The organism is Aeromonas sp. S5(2024) (assembly GCF_041403025.1).
Lineage (GTDB): Bacteria > Pseudomonadota > Gammaproteobacteria > Enterobacterales > Aeromonadaceae > Aeromonas > Aeromonas hydrophila.
On the sequence record NZ_JBGLRI010000013.1, the window covers coordinates 63,859 to 81,948 of the forward strand.

The 18,090-nt window shown below is 61.1% G+C and carries 16 protein-coding genes; 14 read left to right on the forward strand and 2 right to left on the reverse strand.

The window, feature by feature from the left end; translation table 11 throughout:
* Nucleotides 1–480: a DUF1456 family protein gene (locus ACB032_RS20115; RefSeq protein WP_011704763.1), complete on the reverse strand. Its 480-nt coding sequence runs from the start codon at nucleotides 478–480 to the stop codon at nucleotides 1–3.
* Nucleotides 481–552: 72 nt separating this feature from the next.
* Nucleotides 553–3,264 carry a two-component sensor histidine kinase BarA gene (gene barA / locus ACB032_RS20120; protein ID WP_024946174.1) on the reverse strand — a complete coding sequence of 904 codons (2,712 nt, stop codon included), beginning with the start codon at nucleotides 3,262–3,264 and terminating at the stop codon, nucleotides 553–555.
* Nucleotides 3,265–3,417: 153 nt separating this feature from the next.
* On the opposite strand from barA, the gene rlmD reads away from it, so the two are divergent.
* The 14 genes from rlmD to rpoS all read left to right on the forward strand — a co-directional run bounded on the left by rlmD (nucleotide 3,418) and on the right by rpoS (nucleotide 18,029).
* Nucleotides 3,418–4,740: a 23S rRNA (uracil(1939)-C(5))-methyltransferase RlmD gene (rlmD, locus tag ACB032_RS20125; RefSeq protein ID WP_060390863.1), complete on the forward strand. Its 1,323-nt coding sequence runs from the start codon at nucleotides 3,418–3,420 to the stop codon at nucleotides 4,738–4,740.
* 266 nt (nucleotides 4,741–5,006) lie between these two features.
* Entirely contained in the window at nucleotides 5,007–7,217 is a 2,211-nt protein-coding gene (gene relA, locus ACB032_RS20130; RefSeq protein ID WP_011704766.1) for a GTP diphosphokinase, read from the forward strand.
* Between the two features lie 84 nt (nucleotides 7,218–7,301).
* Nucleotides 7,302–8,099, forward strand: coding sequence for a nucleoside triphosphate pyrophosphohydrolase (gene mazG, locus ACB032_RS20135; RefSeq protein WP_011704767.1), 798 nt, complete (start codon nucleotides 7,302–7,304; stop codon nucleotides 8,097–8,099).
* A 141-nt stretch (nucleotides 8,100–8,240) separates the two neighbouring features.
* A complete protein-coding gene (gene pyrG, locus ACB032_RS20140) occupies nucleotides 8,241–9,878 on the forward strand; it encodes a glutamine hydrolyzing CTP synthase (RefSeq protein WP_017410643.1) in 1,638 nt (545 codons plus the stop codon).
* 89 nt (nucleotides 9,879–9,967) lie between these two features.
* A complete protein-coding gene (gene eno, locus ACB032_RS20145; protein ID WP_011704769.1) occupies nucleotides 9,968–11,269 on the forward strand; it encodes a phosphopyruvate hydratase in 1,302 nt (433 codons plus the stop codon).
* A gap of 178 nt (nucleotides 11,270–11,447) precedes the next feature.
* Nucleotides 11,448–11,765, forward strand: coding sequence for a cell division protein FtsB (gene ftsB / locus ACB032_RS20150; RefSeq protein WP_011704770.1), 318 nt, complete (start codon nucleotides 11,448–11,450; stop codon nucleotides 11,763–11,765).
* Nucleotides 11,758–12,489, forward strand: coding sequence for a 2-C-methyl-D-erythritol 4-phosphate cytidylyltransferase (gene ispD, locus ACB032_RS20155; protein ID WP_371138628.1), 732 nt, complete (start codon nucleotides 11,758–11,760; stop codon nucleotides 12,487–12,489). Before ftsB ends, ispD begins: the two co-directional genes overlap by 8 nt.
* Nucleotides 12,486–12,962: a 2-C-methyl-D-erythritol 2,4-cyclodiphosphate synthase gene (gene ispF / locus ACB032_RS20160; protein ID WP_324016039.1), complete on the forward strand. Its 477-nt coding sequence runs from the start codon at nucleotides 12,486–12,488 to the stop codon at nucleotides 12,960–12,962. Before ispD ends, ispF begins: the two co-directional genes overlap by 4 nt.
* Nucleotides 12,962–14,020 (forward strand): tRNA pseudouridine(13) synthase TruD, encoded by a 1,059-nt coding sequence (gene truD / locus ACB032_RS20165; RefSeq protein WP_043125122.1) that lies wholly within the window; start codon nucleotides 12,962–12,964, stop codon nucleotides 14,018–14,020. The genes ispF and truD overlap by 1 nt, the downstream gene beginning before the upstream one ends.
* Nucleotides 14,001–14,747, forward strand: a complete 747-nt coding sequence (surE, locus tag ACB032_RS20170) for a 5'/3'-nucleotidase SurE (protein WP_029305164.1) — start codon at nucleotides 14,001–14,003, stop codon at nucleotides 14,745–14,747. The genes truD and surE overlap by 20 nt, the downstream gene beginning before the upstream one ends.
* Before the next feature lie 4 nt (nucleotides 14,748–14,751).
* A complete protein-coding gene (locus tag ACB032_RS20175; RefSeq protein ID WP_011704775.1) occupies nucleotides 14,752–15,369 on the forward strand; it encodes a protein-L-isoaspartate(D-aspartate) O-methyltransferase in 618 nt (205 codons plus the stop codon).
* Nucleotides 15,366–15,947 carry a YqaA family protein gene (locus ACB032_RS20180; protein ID WP_371138629.1) on the forward strand — a complete coding sequence of 194 codons (582 nt, stop codon included), beginning with the start codon at nucleotides 15,366–15,368 and terminating at the stop codon, nucleotides 15,945–15,947. Before ACB032_RS20175 ends, ACB032_RS20180 begins: the two co-directional genes overlap by 4 nt.
* A 10-nt stretch (nucleotides 15,948–15,957) precedes the next feature.
* Nucleotides 15,958–16,998 (forward strand): LysM peptidoglycan-binding domain-containing protein, encoded by a 1,041-nt coding sequence (locus ACB032_RS20185; RefSeq protein ID WP_371138630.1) that lies wholly within the window; start codon nucleotides 15,958–15,960, stop codon nucleotides 16,996–16,998.
* A 47-nt stretch (nucleotides 16,999–17,045) separates the two neighbouring features.
* Nucleotides 17,046–18,029, forward strand: coding sequence for an RNA polymerase sigma factor RpoS (rpoS, locus tag ACB032_RS20190; protein ID WP_011704778.1), 984 nt, complete (start codon nucleotides 17,046–17,048; stop codon nucleotides 18,027–18,029).
* The last annotated feature ends 61 nt before the right edge of the window (nucleotides 18,030–18,090 follow it).

Genomic DNA, 18,090 nt, shown 5'->3' on the forward strand with positions numbered 1-18,090 from the left:
TCAGCCGCGATACTTGGCGGTGAGACCGATGAGGAAGTTGCGCAGGATCTGATCCCCGCAATCCTGATAGTGCTTGTGGTCCCGTGAACGGAACAGGGCGCTCAGCTCGGATTTGGAGAGGTTGAAGTGGGCCAGCTTGAGGGTGCCCAGCATGTCCTCTTCCTTGAAGTTGAGGCCGATGCGCAGCTTGCGCAGGATCATGTTGTTGTTGATCCGGTTCGGGATCACCTGGGCCGGCGCATCTTCCCGTGCACCGCGGCGCACCAGGATGAAGCCGTCGAGGAACTGGCTCAGGGCCGAATCCGGACAGGCGGCAAAGCCCGCTTCCTGCTCTTCCCCTTCTTCCGCCTCTTTGATCAGCCAGCCGTGCAGCTGGGCATGGGTGACGGTCAGGTTGCCCTTGGCAAACATGTCGACCATCTGGTCGTTGCTGATGCTGAGGGCGTAGCGCAGGCGGCGCAAAATATCGTTGTTGGTCATGTCGACTCCTGTGGAAACGGCGCAACTTTACCATCTGGCGGGGCCCGCGTCAGAAAAAGCGGGTTGCCCGGTTCAGGATAGATAGCGTGGCGCCTCCTGGCGTACCTGCTCCATCGCATCCTGCAGCTCCAGCAGCTCGGGCTCGAGTTCGGCCACCGGCACCCCGTCGCGCAGCTGCTGTTCCAGTTGGGAGAGCAGCCGCTGTAGGCCGGGGACGCCGGAATAGGCGCAGCCGCCGTTGAGGCGATGGAGCTGGGCCAGCACCTCGCTATCCTCCACCTGACCGGCAAGCGCCGCCTCCAGCACCGGATCTACCTCGTCGAAACTGGCCATCAGCATGGTCAGCATCTCCTTGGCCAGATCCAGCTTGCCCGCCGCCTGACGCACCGCCAGCGCCCAGTCTATCTGCTGGCTGGCGTGATTCTGGTGGCGACGATGGGCAAAGTCGGTGATGAGCTTGGCCAGCATGGCCTCGTCGATGGGCTTGGCCAGGTAGTCGTCCATGCCCTGGCGGATCAGCCGCTCCCGCTCGCCGGGAATGGCGTGGGCGGTGACCGCGACGATGGGCGTCTCGGTGTTGAGCGACTGGCTGCGAATCGCCTGGGTGGCGCTGATGCCGTCCATGATCGGCATTTGGATATCCATGAAGATGATGTCGAACGGCTGGCTCTGGGCCAGTCTGACCGCCTCCTTGCCGTTCTTGCACACCACCACCTGACTCACCATCTCCTTGAGCATGGCGGCGATGAGCTTGAGGTTGGCGGCGTTGTCGTCCACCGCCAGTACCTTGATCTCCTGCACGCTGCGCGGGGAGGGGGTCGGCAGCGGGGCGCTGCGGACCGCCTCGGGGGAGAGCAGGGCGTGCAGCAGCTTGCGATGGTTGATGGGCTTGGAGAGACAGTGCTGGGCGCCGTGGGCCAGCATGGCCTCGTAGAGCGAAGGCTCGTGGCTGCTGAGCAGCACTATGGTGTTCTGCTGACGATCCAGCCCGTCGAGGCGCGCCACCACCTGCTGCGGACTGTGCTGGGTACCGCTGCCGATGATCACCATGTCCTGGCTGCTCATTTCGGGCCAGGGGGCGTCGCTGGCGAGGGATTGCACCTCCAGCTGCCACTCCGCCAGCAGGGCGCAGAGGGCGGAGTGGCTGAAGGGATCCGGCTCCAGCAGCCAGACCCGCTTGCCCTGGATGCGGTCCAGCGGCAGCTTGTCGGTCTGGGGCAGGGGAGAGACCTCCAGATCCAGGCTGAAGGAGAAGACAGAGCCCTTGCCGAGCTCCGATTCGAACCGGATCTGGCCACCCATCTGCTGCACCAGCTTCTGGGTGATGACGAGGCCCAGGCCGGTGCCGCCATAGCGGCGGGAGATGGAGGAGTCGGCCTGGTTGAAGGCCTGGAACAGCTGGCGTTGCTGCTCTTCCGAGATGCCGATGCCGGTGTCGCGGATCAGCACGTTGAGCCGCACCTTGCTGCCGCTGGCACTGCCGATCTGCTCGATGCGCACATCCACGTTGCCGTGCTCGGTGAACTTGATGGCGTTGCCGGTGAGGTTGGTCAGCACCTGCTGCAGGCGCATGGGGTCGCCGGTGAGGTAGTCCGGCACCTCGGCATCCACCTGCAGGGAGAGCTCCAGCTGCTTGTCGTGGGCGCTGGGGCCCAGCAGGTGCATGGTCTCGTTGAGGGTGTCGCGCAGGCTGAACGGGATGTGCTCCAGCTGCAGCTTGCCCGCCTCCAGCTTGGAGAAGTCGAGGATGTCGTTGATGATGCCGAGCAGGTTGCGGGCCGACTTCTCGATGGTCTGCATGTAGTCGGTCTGGCTCGGGGTCAGGCTGGTCTTGAGCAGTTGGCGGGTAAAGCCGATGACCCCGTTGAGCGGGGTGCGCAGCTCGTGGGACATGTTGGCGAGGAACTCCGACTTGACCCGCGCCGCCTCCTGCGCCCGTTTCTTGGCCATGTCGAGCTCGACGTTCTGGATCTCGATCTGCTCCAGCGTCTCGCGCAAGTCAGAGGTGGCCTGATCGATGTTCTGCTGCATCTCCTCGTGGTATTCCGAGAGCGCCTTGGCCATGGCGTTGATGCCGTTTTTCAGCATGTCCAGTTCGCCGGTGAGCTGGCCGCTGACCCGGGTATCGAGCCGCCCCTCCCTGATCTTGTGCACCGCCTGCACCATGTCGGTGATGGGCTGGGTCACGCTCTTGACCAGCCTGAAGCCGAACAGGGTACTGAAGGCGATGCCGATGAGCACCATGATCACCGCGAAGAAGGTATCGCGGTATTGCAGGATCATGGCCCGATCGGTGGTCATCTGCATGGAGATGTAGCCGATCATCGGCGGCTCCACGTCGCTTGGCAGCGGGAAGCCGTCCATGCTGGTCTCGGCCTGGATCGGGGTGCGCAGTATGATGTCGTCGCCATAGAGGGTGACGCTGGTGAGCTCGGGGATCTGGCTGCCGTCCGGCAGCCGCAGCCGGGTGAAGTCTCTGTGGTAGTTGGACGTCACGAACAGCTGGTTGTCCTGGGTGAAGACGGCGATGGACTTGATGAGCGGCGAGTTCTTGCGGTGAGTGAGGCCGATCAGCCGCTTGAGCGACTCGCGGCTGTGCTGGGTCATCCCGTATTCGCTGGCGATGGCCAGCGGCTCTATGATGTTGATGCCCTGATCGATGAGGTTGTTTTCCAACTGCTGGTAGCGGTGGAAAGTGAAATAGCCGGCCATCAGGCCACCGATGATCAGGGTCGGCAAGATGGTAAAGGCCAGCACACGCGCCCGAAGGCCGTATTTGGTCATGCGGATGGTCCCCCGATGAGCAGGGTTGGCAATGGTGTAAACGAGCGGGAGCGGGCCCACAGGCCGTATTTGGTCATACTATTATTCTTGTGGGACAATAGCCTGCTGCAGATTCCACAATCATGACATAGCCACCTATAGGCACCAAGTTTTATGGCCCAGTTTTTCAAGCCCCAAAAGAAATCCACCCAGCCCCAACGCATTGAATTTACGGTAGACAGTCTGGATCACCACTGCGTCGGAATCGGCCGCCACCAGGGCAAGGCGATCTTCATCGAAGGGGCGCTGCCCGGTGAGCAGGTCAAGGCCCGCATCCTCGAAGACAAGAAGCAGTATGCCCACGCCGCCCTGCAACAGGTGGTGACCCCGGCGGCCAATCGCATCGCCCCCTTCTGCAGCCACTACCGCGAGTGTGGCGGCTGCAGTGCCCAGCACCTGGCCGAAGCGGATCAGCGCGCCGCCAAGGAGGCCGGCCTGGTCAGCCTGTTCGAGCGGCTCGGCAACATCCAGCCTCCGGCGCTCGAGCCCGTGCTGGGCGGAGAGTCCCGCGCCTATCGCCGGGTCTGCCGGCTGGCCATCAAGTTCGACAAGAACGGCCGCTGCACCCGGGTGGGCTTTCGTCGCCGCCAGTCGAACGATCTGGTGGAGATCGGCGGTTGCCCGGTGCTGGCCGAACCGCTCTCCGTGCTGATCACCCCGCTGCGCGAGTGTCTCAACCGTCTCAAGAGCCAGCGCGAGCTGGGCCATGCGGAGCTTATCCAGGCCGAGCAGGGGATCCTGATGCTGCTGCGTCATACCGGCCGGCCGACCGAGGCGGATCGGGCGCAGCTGATCGAGTTTGCCAAGACGCAGGGGATCGACCTCTATCTGCAGGCGGCCGACGAGCAGATTGAGCCGCTGCACCAGCAGTTTGCCCCCTCCTACTCGCTGGATGGCCTGTCTCTTGCATTCGCTCCCGGTGACTTCATTCAGGTCAACGCGCCGGTCAACCAGCGCATGGTGGAGCAGGCACTCTCCTGGCTCGAGGCGGGCAAGGATGACAAGGTGCTCGATCTGTTCTGCGGCATCGGCAACTTCACCCTGCCGCTGGCCCGTCAGGCCCGCGAAGTGGTGGGGGTAGAAGGGGAGCTGGCCATGGTGGCGCGCGCCGAAGAGAACGCCCGTCGCAACGGCATCAACAATGCCCGTTTCTACAAGGCGGACTTGAGCGGCGACATCGCCGGCATGTCCTGGGCACGGGAAGGCTTCGATCTGGTGCTGCTGGATCCGGCCCGTCCCGGTGCGTTCGAGGTGATGGAGCACGTCGTGAAACTTTCACCCAGACGGGTGGTCTACGTTTCCTGTAATCCGGTCACCTTGGCGCGCGACAGCCAGGTGCTGGTGAAAGGGGGCTATCGGCTGGTGCGCCTCGGCATGCTCGACATGTTCCCCCACACCGGCCATCTGGAGTCCATGGCACTGTTCGAGCGCAAGTAACGGGCGCTGCGGGGCAGATGAAACGCTATGGCCAAAGGGGCGTCGGCTCGCCAGGTTGGGTGGCATCTGCCCGGTCCATAACGCTGTCTGGGCGGCCATGATTGGGGTAATCTAGACCCTCGTAAATCGGCAGGGGCTGGCGGAGAACTCTATTGTCTTTCTTGACAATATGCCTTGAAAAAATCTCCGCATATCCCCATTTGAGGCATTCTCATGAGGGGGAGGAGGCGACAGCCTTCGGCCCAATAATTTAAAGGATTGATACCATGGTTGCGGTTCGCGATATTCATTTGAAAGACAACTTCACCCTGGAGGAGTGGGTCAGCTCGCTCACCCTGAGTGACAGTGACAAGGATCAGCTGCGAACCGTCTACCAGTACTGTCTGACGCTCGGTGACGAAGCGCTCACCAACCGCCTGCTGGTACGCGGGGTCGAGATGGTGGGCATCCTGCTGATGCTCAGCATGGATCTCGGCACCCTCAAGGCCGCCATCATCTACCCCTTCGTCGAAGCCGGTCTCATCAGCCAGGAGCGGATGGACGAGGACTTCGGCCCCAAGATCGCCAAGCTGGTGGAAGGGGTGCTGGAGATGGAGGCCATCCGCTCCCTGCAGACCCTGCACCGCAGTGAAACCTCGCCGGAACAGGTCGACAACGTGCGCCGCATGCTGCTCGCCATGGTCGAGGATGTGCGCGCCGTGGTGATCAAGCTGGCGGAGCGGATCGCCTGCCTGCGGGAAGCGAAGAAGGCGGATGAAGAGACCCGGGTGCTGATGGCCCAGGAGATCACCAACATCTACGCGCCGCTGGCCAACCGGCTCGGCATCGGTCAGCTCAAGTGGGAGCTCGAGGATCTCGCCTTCCGTTACCTGCACCCGGATACCTACAAGCAGATCGCCAGGCAGCTCGACGAGAAACGGCTCGATCGGGAGCGCTACATCCGCGAGTTCGTGCAGTCCCTGCGTGATGCCCTGAAAGAGGCGGGGGTCGAAGCCGAGGTCTACGGCCGGCCGAAACACATCTACAGCATCTGGCGCAAGATGCAGAAGAAGCACCTCGAATTCAACGAACTGTTCGACGTGCGCGCGGTGCGGGTGGTGACCAAGCGGCTGCAGGATTGCTATGCGGCGCTCGGCATCGTTCATACCCACTTCCACCACATCCCCCGCGAGTTTGACGACTATGTCGCCAACCCCAAACCCAACGGCTACCAGTCCATCCACACAGTCGTGGTGGGGCCCGAGGGCAAGACGGTGGAGATCCAGATCCGTACCGACCAGATGCACCAGGATGCCGAGCTTGGTGTGGCGGCGCACTGGCGCTACAAGGAAGGGGCTCAAGCCGGCGGCAAGGCCAACACCTTCGAAGACAAGATCGAGTGGCTGCGCAAGTTGCTCGCCTGGCAGGAGGATCTCTCCGAGAGTGGCTCCCTGCTCGAAGACCTGCGTAGTCAGGTGTTCGAGGACAGAGTCTACGTCTTCACCCCGAAAGGGGATGTCATCGACCTGCCGGCGGGCGCCACCCCGCTCGATTTTGCCTATCACGTGCACAGCATGATTGGCCACCGCTGCATCGGCGCCAAGATTGACGGCCGCATCGTGCCGTTCACCTATGCGCTGCAGACCGGCGATCAGGTGGAGGTGATCACCCAGAAGGAGCCGAACCCGAGCCGCGACTGGATGAACCCCAACTCCGGCTTCCTGCGCTCCAGCCGGGCGCGGGCCAAGGTGGCCACCTGGTTCAGAAAGCTGGATCGGGACAAGAACATCGCCGCCGGCAAGGAGTTGCTGGAGAAGGAGCTGGACAGGCACAACCTGACCCTCTCCAAGGTGGACAAGGTGGTGCTGGAGCGCTTCCATGCCGACGAGCTGGAAGATCTGCTGGCCGGTATCGGCAGTGGCGACATCCGCATCAACCAGCTGCTGAACTACTTGGACACCCGCTACAACAAGCCGACGGCGGAAGAGGAAGATCGCCGCCTGCTGGAGAAGCTGGAGCAGAAGGCCAACGTACCGTTCCGGCCCAAGCCCAAGGATCACATAGTGGTGGAAGGGGTCGGCAACCTGATGACCCACATCGCCCGTTGCTGCCAGCCCATTCCGGGGGACGGCATTCAGGGCTTCATCACCATGGGTCGTGGCGTCTCCATCCACCGGGAGGATTGCGAGCAGCTCAAAGAGCTCTCCCGTCGCAACCCGGAGCGGCTGATCGACGCGGTATGGGGGGAGAACTACTCCGGTGGCTACGGCCTCACCATCCGTATCCTCTCCAACGACCGTTCCGGCCTGCTGCGCGACATCACGACTGTGCTGGCCAACGAGAAGATCAACGTGATGGGGGTGCGTTCGCGCTCCAACGTGCGCGAGCAGACCGCCGAGATCGACATGGAGCTGGAGATTTACAACATCAACGCCTTCAACCGGGCGTTGGCCAAGCTCAGTCAGCTCAACGACGTGATCAGCGCCAAGCGCCTCTGATTGTCATCAACAACCAACTCGTGACCGACCGCCAGGTCGGTCACTGGTTTTCCCCTGCGTTACGAATCAAGAAGCGAATATCCCATGTCCCAACGTTACGACCTGCCTCAACTGCTCGACATCATGGCCAGATTGCGCGACCCGAATGGGGGTTGCCCCTGGGATCTGAAGCAGAGCTTCCAGACCATAGTGCCGCACACCTTGGAGGAGGCCTACGAGGTAGCCGATGCCATCGAAACCCAGGATTGGGACGGATTAAAGGGTGAACTGGGCGATCTGCTGTTTCAGGTGGTGTTCTACGCGCAGCTCGGCAAGGAACAGGGGCTGTTCGATTTTGCCGATATCGTCGATACGGTGAGCGAGAAGCTGATCCGCCGCCATCCCCATGTTTTCTCCGATGCCGACCTTGGCGACGAGCAGGCGGTTAAGGTGAACTGGGAGGCAGAAAAGGCCAAGGAGCGGGCCGCACTCGACAAGGAGAGCGTGCTCGACGACATCCCCCTCTCGCTGCCGGCCCTGACCCGTGCCGCCAAGATCCAGAAGCGCTGCGCCACCGTCGGCTTCGACTGGAAGACGCTGGGTCCGGTGGTGGACAAGATCCACGAGGAGATCGACGAGGTGATGGAAGAGGCGCTGATGGCCGACGTGGACGAAGCGCGGGTGAGCGATGAGCTCGGCGATCTCTTGTTCGCCACCGTCAATCTGGTGCGCCATCTGGGCAAGGATCCGGAGCAGGTATTGCGGGGCGCCAACGCCAAGTTCGAACGCCGGTTTCGTCAGGTTGAGCAGTTTATCGCCGCAGAAGGGCTGAAAGTGAGCGATTGTTCGCTGGAAAAGCTCGATGCCGCCTGGGACAGGGCCAAGGAAACCGAACAAAGTTGATTTGGCGCAAGATGGGGGCGCCGGGAGCCTGATAGATTTTTGTTCATTGTTTGGGAGAGGGGGTTTTGGTATACTGTTTCCCCGTCCTGCTTCATCCCCGAAGCACCCCTTAAAATTCCCTAAACTTCTTTCAGGTTCAGCATGACGACAAAATATATTTTTGTAACTGGTGGCGTTGTTTCATCCCTCGGCAAAGGCATTGCCGCAGCTTCTCTGGCAGCCATTCTGGAAGCCCGTGGTCTGGATGTGACCATCATGAAACTGGACCCCTATATCAACGTGGATCCGGGCACCATGAGCCCGACCCAGCACGGTGAAGTGTTCGTAACCGAGGACGGGGCCGAGACCGATCTGGACTTGGGCCACTACGAGCGTTTCATCCGCACCAAGATGACCCGCCGCAACAACTTCACTACCGGTCGCATCTATGCAGACGTGCTGCGTAAAGAGCGCCGTGGTGACTATCTGGGCGCCACCATTCAGGTGATCCCGCACATCACCAACGCCATCAAGGAGCGGGTGATTGCCGGTGCCGAAGGCCATCAGGTTGCCATCGTCGAAGTGGGCGGTACCGTAGGTGACATCGAGTCCCTGCCGTTCCTCGAGGCCATTCGTCAGCTGGCTGCCGAAGTGGGCCGCAACAATGCCATGTTCATGCACCTGACGCTGGTTCCTTACCTGGCTGCCGCCGGTGAAGTGAAGACCAAGCCGACCCAGCACTCCGTCAAAGAGCTGCTCTCCATCGGTATCCAGCCAGACGTGCTGATCTGCCGCTCCGACCGTGCCATTCCGGCCGTTGAGCGCGCCAAGATAGCCCTGTTCTGCAACGTGCCGGAGCGCGCCGTCATCTCCATGAAAGACGTCGACTCCATCTACAAGATCCCGGCACTGCTCAAGTCCCAGAATCTGGACTCCTACTTCACCGAGCGTTTCGGTCTGGAGTGCAAGGAGGCCGATCTGGCCGAGTGGGAACAGGTCATCTATGAAGAGGCCAACCCGACCGCAGAAGTGACCATCGGCATGGTCGGCAAGTACGTATCCCTGCCGGATGCCTACAAGTCCGTCAACGAGGCGCTCAAGCACGGTGGCCTGAAGACCCGTCTGTCCGTCAACATCAAGTACATCGATTCCCAGGACATCGAGACCCGTGGCGCCGAGCTGCTGGAAGGTCTGGACGCGATCCTGGTGCCGGGTGGCTTCGGTGAGCGTGGCGTGGAAGGCAAAATTCAGGCAGCCCAGTATGCTCGCGAGAACAAGATCCCTTACCTGGGTATCTGCCTCGGCATGCAGGTCGCCATGATCGAATTCGCCCGCAACGTGGCAGGCATGGAAGGGGCTCACTCTTCCGAGTTCAAGAAGGATTGTGCCTATCCGGTGGTGGGTCTCATCACCGAGTGGGTGGATGACGAAGGCAACGTCGAGACTCGTACCGAGAAGTCCGATCTGGGCGGTACCATGCGTCTGGGTTCCCAGCTCTGCCACCTGGTGGAAGGTTCCAAGGTGCGCCAGATGTACGGCAGCCCGACCATTTACGAGCGCCACCGTCACCGCTATGAAGTGAACAACAAGTTGCTGCCGCAGATTGAAGCAGCAGGCCTGAAAGTGACCGGTCTCTCCGCCGACAAGAAGTTGGTGGAAATTATCGAGATCCCGGATCACCCTTGGTTCGTGGCCGCGCAGTTCCACCCGGAGTTCACCTCGACTCCCCGTGATGGCCACGCCCTGTTCGCCGGTTTTGTGAAGGCGGCAGGCGAGTATCAGAAGCGTAATCTGAAGTAATTGAAAATAAATGCGGTTGGGGCCCTGTGCCGCAGCCGCTTTTTTTGGCATATTTTTGTTGTTTTTTTACGAAACCTGAGGAAATACACATGTCCAAGATCGTTAAAGTGATCGGTCGTGAAATCATCGACTCCCGTGGTAACCCGACCGTTGAGGCCGAAGTTCACCTGGAAGGTGGTTTTGTTGGTATGGCAGCCGCTCCGTCTGGCGCGTCCACCGGTTCCCGCGAAGCGCTGGAACTGCGTGACGGCGACAAGAGCCGTTTCCTGGGTAAAGGCGTGCTGAAAGCCCTCGAAGCCGTAAACGGCCCGATCGCTCAAGCTCTGCTGGGTAAAGATGCCAAGGACCAGGCCACTGTCGACCAGATCATGATCGACCTCGACGGTACCGAGAACAAATCCAAGTTCGGCGCTAACGCCATCCTGGCTGTTTCCCTGGCCAACGCCAAAGCTGCCGCTGCTGCCAAAGGCATGCCGCTGTACGCCCACATCGCCGAGCTGAACGGCACCCCGGGTGTCTACTCCATGCCGCTGCCGATGATGAACATCATCAACGGTGGTGAGCACGCCGACAACAACGTCGACATCCAGGAGTTCATGATCCAGCCGGTTGGCGCCAAGACCCTGAAAGAAGCTGTCCGCATGGGCGCCGAAGTGTTCCACAACCTGGCCAAAGTGCTGAAGTCCAAGGGCTACAACACTGCCGTTGGTGACGAAGGTGGTTTCGCTCCGAACCTGAAATCCAACGCCGAAGCGCTGGAAGTGATCGCCGAAGCCGTTGCCGCTGCCGGTTACAAACTGGGCACCGACATCACCCTGGCTATGGACTGCGCTGCTTCCGAGTTCTACGACGCAGAGAAGAAAGAGTACAACCTGAAAGGCGAAGGTCGTGTCTTCACCTCCAACGGTTTCTCCGACTTCCTGGCTGACCTGACCACCAAGTTCCCGATCGTCTCCATCGAAGATGGCCTGGACGAATCTGACTGGGACGGTTTCGCCTACCAGACTGCTGAACTGGGCAAGAAAATCCAGATCGTTGGTGACGACCTGTTCGTAACCAACACCAAGATCCTGAAGCGCGGCATCGACAACGGCATCGCCAACTCCATCCTGATCAAGTTCAACCAGATCGGTTCCCTGACCGAAACTCTGGCTGCCATCAAGATGGCCAAAGACGCTGGCTACACTGCTGTCATCTCCCACCGTTCCGGTGAGACCGAAGACGCTACCATCGCCGACCTGGCCGTGGGTACCGCTGCTGGCCAGATCAAGACCGGTTCCATGAGCCGTTCTGACCGTGTTGCCAAGTACAACCAGCTGATCCGTATCGAAGAAGCGCTGGGTGCCAAGGCTCCGTTCCGTGGTCTGAAAGAAGTGAAGAACCAGGCTTAATTTTCGCCTGCTTCCACGTTTTGCAAAGCCCCGCCAATCGGCGGGGCTTTTTCGTTTCTGCCGCCGCCGCGGCGGGTTTCTGCATTTTTTATTCCGGCCCAACCCATCCGGGGCACAGGCTTTCTTTTGTCTTGCCTGCGAATATGGGAAACTAGGCCGCTTGAAGGAGACTCAGTGCATGCGGCTACTCACTCTTATCCTGCTTCTCCTGTTGGGGGGGCTTCAATATGACCTCTGGCTGGGGAAGAACGGCCTGTCTGACTATCATGAGCTGTCCGATGCCATCACCCGGCAGCAGCAGGACAATCTGGTACTCAAGGATCGCAACAACCTGATTTATCGCGAGATCGACGATCTGACCTCGGGCCTGGAAGCCATCGAGGAGCTGTCGCGCAACGATCTTGGCTACATCAAGCAGGGCGAGACCTTCTATCGGATCATCCCCAAGGACAAAGACAAGGGTTCCAGCTCCGGAGACGCAGCCTACGATGACTGATCTCCGCCCCGAGCTGACCGCCATCGTCCCGGCCGCGGGCATCGGCAGCCGAATGGGGGCCGAGTGCCCCAAACAGTATCTGCAGTTGGCGGGTCGAACCATTCTGGAGCATACCCTGACCCGGCTGCTCTCCCACCCGGCCATCGCTCAGGTGATCGTGGCGCTGGCTCCCCATGACCGCTGGTTCGACACCCTGGCTGTGGCCGCCGATCCGAGGATCCTGCAAGTGGAAGGGGGCGCCGAGCGGGCTTTTTCCGTGCTCAATGCGTTGCATGTGGCCGCAGGGGAGTGGGTGCTGGTGCACGACGCTGCCCGCCCTTGCCTGACCCACGGCGACCTCGATGCGCTGATTGCCACCGCCATGGCCTGTGATGGCGCCATCCTCGGCAGCCGGGTGCGCGACACCATGAAGCGCTCCGACGGAGCGGGCAACATCCTTGCCACCGTCGATCGCGAGCAACTCTGGCATGCCCTGACCCCCCAGATGTTTCCCACCCGTCCTCTGCTGCGAGCACTGGAAGAGGGGCTGGCGCTGGGGGCTACCATCACCGACGAGGCCTCCGCCATGGAGCGTGCCGGTTTCACGGTGCGGATGGTGGAAGGACGAGCCGACAATATCAAGGTGACCCGGCCGGAGGATCTCTCTTTGGCGGGGCTCTATTTGCAGCAACAGAACGCGCGCCAGCCGGCGCAACCCGATTCACCCACAGAGGAGCTGGCATGATCCGGATTGGACATGGTTTTGATGTACACAAGTTTGGTGGGGTTGGCCCCTGCATGCTGGGCGGGGTGGCGGTGCCGTATGAGCAGGGCCTGCTGGCGCACTCCGATGGTGACGTGGTGCTGCACGCGGTGAGCGATGCGCTGCTCGGCGCTATCGGGGCCGGCGATATCGGCCGTCACTTTCCCGATACCGCCGCCGAGTTCAGGGGGATCGACAGCCGCATCCTGCTGCGGGACGTGTTTGCCCGGGTACAGCAGTCGGGCTATGCCATCGGCAACCTGGATGTGACCATCATTGCCCAGGCACCCAAGATGGCGCCGCATATCGCAGCCATGTGCGCCGTGCTGGCCGCCGATCTGCAATGTGATTTGAACCGGGTGAACGTCAAGGCGACCACCACCGAACAGCTGGGATTCACGGGGCGCAAGGAAGGGATCGCCACCGAAGCCGTCGTCTTACTGGTGAAACAATAATGCTGGAACAACTTGCCTATCTGCACGGGGCGCCGACTGCCCGCGGCATCCTCAAGGCGCAAGCCGCCGATTTCGTGGTCAATGAAGATCTCGGATTTGAACCCTGCGGCGAGGGGGAGCACATCTTCGTCCGGGTGCGTAAAACCGGGGAGAATACCGCCTGGGTGGCTGGCCTGCTGGCCGATGCGGCCGGGGTCAACCGCAATGCGGTGACCTGGGCCGGGCTGAAAGATCGCCACGCGGTGACCGAACAGTGGTTCGGCATTCATCTGCCGGGCAAGGCAGAACCTGATCTCTCCGTCATCGAGAGCGACAGCATCCAGATCCTGCAGGTGAAGCGCCACAACAAGAAGCTGCGGGTCGGCTATCTCAAGGGCAACCACTTCATCCTGCGCCTCACCGGGCTGGAGCAGGCCGACGGTCTGGAATCCCGCCTGCAGGCCATCGCTGAGCAGGGGGTGCCCAACTATTACGGCGAGCAGCGTTTCGGCCGGGGCGGCAACAACCTGGAGGCGGCCAAGGCGATGTTCGCCGGCAAGCGGATCAAGGATCGCAACAAGCGCTCTCTCTATCTCTCCGCTGCCCGCAGCATGCTGTTCAATGCCATCGTCAGTGCCCGCATAGAGCAGGGACTGGCCCATCAGCTGCTGGCTGGCGACTGTGTGATGCTCAAGGGCAGCCACTCCATCTTCAGCGAAGAGGGCGTGACCCCTGAGCTGGAGGCACGTCTCGCCTCAGGCGACGTGCAGCTCACCGCGCCCCAGTGGGGCCGTGGCCGGTTGGCCAGCCAGGGTGCCGCCGCCGAGTTCGAGCAGAGCGTGCTGGCCCCCTATCACGATTGGTGTGACGGCCTGGAAAAAGCCGGGCTGGACCAGGACCGCCGCCCGCTGCTGCTCAAGCCGCAAGCCATGAGCTGGCAGCTGGAGGGGGCCGTGTTGACCCTGTCGTTCTTCCTGCCGGCCGGGGCGTTTGCCACCAGCGTGGTGCGCGAGTTAATGCAGGCCGAAGAGGCCGATCATGGTTTCAGGAATCAGTCCGATGAGAATTCTGGTCAGTAATGATGACGGTGTGCATGCGGAGGGCATAAGAGCCCTCAGCGAGGCGCTGGCTGCCTGTGGCGAGGTCATCGTGGTGGCACCGGATCGCAATCGCAGCGGGGCGAGTCATTCCCTGACGCTGGAAGTGCCGCTGCGGGTCACCCGCATCGCCGAAACCGGATATCATGCGGTGAAGGGAACGCCGACCGACTGCGTGCACCTGGCGGTCAACGAGCTGGTGCGCCCGGAGCCCGACATGGTGGTGGCCGGCATCAACCACGGCGCCAACCTGGGTGATGATGTCATCTACTCGGGCACGGTGGCGGCGGCAACCGAGGGACGCCACCTCGGCTTCCCCTCGCTGGCCATCTCGCTGGTAGGCAAGACCCATTTCGCCACGGCGGCCCACTACGCCGCTCAGCTGGTGAGGGGCATGATGGTACACCCGCTGCCCGCCGATCAGATCCTCAACGTCAATGTGCCGGACCTGCCCCTCGACCAGATCAAGGGGATCAGGGTGACGCGCCTTGGCAACCGCCATCGGGCGGAGTCGGTCATATGCAGCGAGGATCCCCGTGGCCAGCCCATCTACTGGATTGGCCCTCCCGGCAGCCAGCAAGATGCGGGCGAAGGCACGGATTTCGCCGCCATCGAGCAGGGCTACGTCTCGATCACCCCCCTGACCATCGATATGACTGCCTACAGCAGTCTGGCGGGGCTGGGGGCTTGGTTGGACCTGCAGGGATGAAGGTGTGATAGTACAGCGCCTGTTAAACCAGCTGATCGCGCAGGACATTCGCGATTTCCGCGTACTCGCGGCGATTGCCAAGGTGCCGCGCCAGCTGTTCGTGGATGAAGCCATGGCCCACAAGGCCTGGGACAATACGGCGTTACCCATCGGCCACGGTCAGACCATCTCGCAACCCTACATGGTGGCGCGGATGACCGAGCTGCTGATCCAGAACGATCCGGCCCATGTGCTGGAGATCGGCACTGGCTCGGGTTATCAGACGGCGGTGCTGGCTCATCTAGTGGAGCACGTCTATACGGTGGAGCGGATCAAGTCGCTGCAGTTCCAGGCCAGGCGCCGGCTGCGTCAGCTCGATCTGCACAATGTCTCCGCCAAGCACGGCAATGGCTGGCTGGGCTGGCCCAACAAGGGACCCTTCGACGCCATTCTGGTGACGGCGGCCGCCAGCGAGGTGCCGACGGCCCTCACTGACCAGCTGGCTGACGGTGGCCGGCTGGTATTGCCGGTGGGGGACAGCCAGCAGACCCTGCAACTGATTGAGCGGTCGGGCTCCCAGCTGACCAGCCGGATCCTGGAGCCGGTCCGTTTCGTCCCCCTGATTGACGGAGATGTCGAGTGAAGTTGTTTTCCCGCCTCTATGTGCTGGTGATGCAGTGGGCACGCCACAAGTATGCCCCCTGGTATCTGGCGATCACCGCCTTCATCGAGTCGGTGTTCTGGCCCATTCCGGTGGACGTAATGCTGGCCCCCATGGCGCTGGCCAGACCGCACAAGGCCTGGCACTACGCCGCACTGGCGACCCTGTTCTCCGTGCTGGGTGCGCTGTTCGGCTATCTGCTCGGTTATGCCCTGTGGGAGCCGGTGGTCCAGCCGCTGGTGGTCTCGGTGGGTTATGAAGACAAGATTGCCCTGGCCCGGCAATGGTTCGAACAGTGGGGCATCTGGGTGATTTTTATTGCCAGTTTCACGCCGATCCCCTACAAGGTGTTTACCGTGACGGCCGGCCTGTTGCAAATGGCACTGCTGCCCTTCATCGTGACCTCGCTGATCGGGCGTGGCATGCGCTTTTTCCTGGTGGCAGGCCTGATGTGCTGGGGGGGCGAGAAGATGGAGCGCAAGCTGATGCACTATGTGGATGTGCTGGGTTGGCTCTGTATTGGTTTGGCCGTTGTGGCCTATTTCTGGTTTAGTCGTTAAAGGATCCACTATGCGTTCGCGTGTTTGGCAAGGAAGCAGTGTCGTCGTGTTGTCATGGCTGCTGCTCGCTTGCTCTTCCAGTAAGACTGCTGCTCCGGTACAAGGATTGGGCAATGATGGTCTCGTCTCTACCATTCCGGCTCGCCAGATGGCGGCCCAGCCCGCCATTCAGGGCAACAGCTACACGGTGAAAAAAGGGGACACCCTCTACTCCATCGCCTTCAATTCGGGCAATGACGTGCCCTCGCTGGCCAGTCTCAACGGCATCAGCCCCCCCTACAACATCTATCCGGGACAGCAGATCAGGCTCGATGCCTCCGGCAGCACCATGGCCGTGACGCGCAGTGCCGGCACCTATCAGGTCCGTCCAGGGGATACGCTGAGCAGCATTGGCCGTCAGTTTGGCATGTCGAATCAGACACTGGCACAAAGCAACAATCTGCAGGCGCCCTACGCCCTGCAGGTCGGGCAGGTGCTGAATGTGCAGTCCACCGGCAGCGGCAGTGGCCAGATGGTGGCGGCGACTCGCCCGGTGGTGACCCAGAGCTCCGGCCCCAAACCCCTGGCGCCGGCGACCTCAGGTACGACCACTCCATTTATCAAACAGAAAACGATTGCTCAGCCATCTTCAAAAGAATACGCTCAGGTAAAAGAACAAAAATCAGACAATTCCTACAGCAAGCTATCTTGGCACTGGCCTACCAAGGGCCGGATCGTCGAAGGTTTCTCTGTTGCAGAACAGGGTAACAAGGGCATAGATATCGCCGGTCAGAAGGGGCAACCCATCTACGCGGCGAGCGGCGGCAAAGTCGTCTATGCCGGTAGCGCACTGAGGGGTTATGGCAAGCTGATCATTCTCAAGCATGATGATGACTACCTCTCTGCTTACGCCCACAACGACGAGTTGCGAGTGAAGGAAGGGGACAGCGTCAAAGGCGGATCAGTCATTGCCAACATGGGTAGCACGGACGCGCCGGATGTGCGATTGCACTTTGAAATCCGGTACAGAGGCAAGTCGATTAACCCGATGAGCCATTTGCCAAAGCGTTAGACCCAGAGAGTTAAGTCTTACTCTGGTGCCGGTCAGGGAGACACGCCATGAGCCAAGAACAACTGGTTATGCAGGATGCAGAGTTAGAGTTCGACGAAGAGCTGGAGACCCACGAAGAGGAAGAGGTTCAGGAAGTCGCGGCCGAGGCCGAAGAGACGATTTCCGATGAACTGATGGCACCTGAACTGAACAAGGTGATGGACGCCACCCAGCTCTATCTCGGGGAGATTGGCTTCTCCCCGCTGCTCACCGCCGAAGAAGAAGTCTATTACGCCCGTCGTGCCTTGCGAGGTGACAAAGCTGCCCGCAAGCGCATGATCGAGTCCAATTTGCGACTGGTGGTCAAGATCGCCCGTCGCTACAACAATCGCGGCCTGGTGTTGCTCGATCTCATCGAAGAGGGCAACCTCGGCCTCATCCGCGCAGTCGAGAAATTCGATCCCGAGCGCGGTTTCCGTTTCTCTACCTATGCCACCTGGTGGATCCGTCAGACCATAGAGCGGGCCATCATGAATCAGACCCGTACCATTCGTCTGCCCATTCATGTGGTCAAGGAGCTGAACGTTTATCTGCGCACCGCCCGCGAACTCTCCCATCGGCTCGATCATGAACCGACGGCAGAAGATATCGCCTTCGCGCTGGATCGCTCGGTAGACGATGTGAATCGCATGCTCAAGCTCAACGAGAAGATCACCTCGGTCGATACCCCTATCGGTGGCGATCGCGACAAGGCGCTGCTGGATGTGCTCTCCGACGAGCGCGGCATGGGGCCTGAGCTGGAGTCCCAGGATGACGACATGCGCGCCAGCATAGTGCACTGGCTGGAGGAGCTGAACCCCAAACAGCGCGAGGTGCTGGCCCGTCGCTTTGGTCTGCTCGGCTATGAGCCGGCGACTCTGGAAGACGTGGGCGCCGAGATTGGACTGACCCGCGAGCGGGTTCGCCAGATCCAGGTAGAAGGGCTGCGCCGCTTGCGGGAGATCCTGCTGGGGCAGGGGCTTTCCATCGAGGCGCTGTTCCGTACCAACTAAGGGTTGCTAGAGAGTGGAGATACTTACCAAGCAAAACAAAAAGGGGCCAAAGGCCCCTTTT